This window comes from Amycolatopsis kentuckyensis (assembly GCF_002155975.1).
In the GTDB taxonomy this organism is placed as follows: domain Bacteria; phylum Actinomycetota; class Actinomycetes; order Mycobacteriales; family Pseudonocardiaceae; genus Amycolatopsis; species Amycolatopsis kentuckyensis.
Genome location: NZ_MUMI01000855.1, coordinates 1 through 1115 on the forward strand (window position 1 = coordinate 1; position 1115 = coordinate 1115).

The 1115-nt window shown below is 71.6% G+C and carries 2 protein-coding genes; both read right to left on the bottom strand.

From position 1 onward, the window contains the following. On the bottom strand, nucleotides 1–787 hold a 787-nt coding region (pip, locus tag CCN39_RS48655), incomplete at its 3' end, for a prolyl aminopeptidase (RefSeq protein ID WP_086854001.1). Nucleotides 788–864: 77 nt separating this feature from the next. After that, nucleotides 865–1115 (bottom strand): ESX secretion-associated protein EspG (locus tag CCN39_RS48660; protein ID WP_208630704.1); only part of this gene is annotated, 251 nt, incomplete at its 5' end.

The window sequence follows — 1115 nt, forward strand, 5'->3', positions numbered from 1 at the left end:
GCACGCCCTGCGCCAGCACCGCCGGGATGCCCGCGAGCCGGCCGGCCTGGCGCAGGATTTCCCCGTCTTCGAGGAACGCGCGGTTGCTGAAGTAGTGCGTGACGAGCCGGGCGAAGCAGAGCCGGTACGCCGGGTCTTCGAAGACGTCGTGCGGCGGGACGCCGGGCAGCATCGCGTCCTCCCAGGCGCACCAGTCCTTCGCGGCCTGGTGGTGGACGGCGGGGTCCGGGTCCATCAGCAGCCGGTGGTAGGCGGCCGAAAGGTCGCCGTCGCGCTCGCTTTCCGGGACGCCTTCGCGGAACTTGGCGAAGCCGTCCGGGAAGTAGGCGCCGAGGCCGCGGATGAGCATCTCGATCTCGATGAAACGGTCGGTGGCGAGGCCCATCAGGACCATTTCGCTGACGCGCCCGGTGTGGCGCAGCGCGTAGGTCAGGCTGAGCACCGAGCCCCAGGAACCGCCGAACAGCAACCACTTCTCGATGCCGAGGTGGGTGCGGAGCCGCTCGAAGTCGGCCACCAGGTGGTCGGTGGTGTTGGCGGAGAGGTCGGCGACCGGGGCGCCGGCGTGCGGGGTGCTGCGGCCGCAGCCGCGCTGGTCGGCGAGGACGATCCGGTAGCGCGCGGGGTCGAAGAACCGGCGGACGTTCGCCGAGCAGCCGGAGCCGGGGCCGCCGTGGACGACGAGCGCGGGCTTGCCGTCCGGGTTCCCGCAGGTCTCCCAGTAGATCTCGTGGCCGTCGCCGACGTCGAGCAGGCCGTGGTCGTAGGGTTCGATCTCGGGGTACATCGGCGCGTCCTCCCGCCCGGATACAACAGCGCTGTCACGTTAGCGCCTCCGGGTCGGCTCCCGCACCCGCATTTCGTTCAGTTCAGGGTGCCGGCCAGCTCGGTGAGCGTGTCGGCCAGTTCCTGCGGGCCGGCCGGGCCGATGTGGATGACGGCGTCGTCGCCCGAGCCGGAGGTGTAGCTGAGGTAGCGGCCCCAGTCGGTGTCGGCGTAGTGCAGCGGCTGCTGCAGGCAGGTGTGCCGTCCGACGTCGTCACGACGGCCGACGTAGAGCTCCCCGCTGCCGGAGACGGGCCGCTGCACGAGGCTGACGACGTCGGCGACGGCCG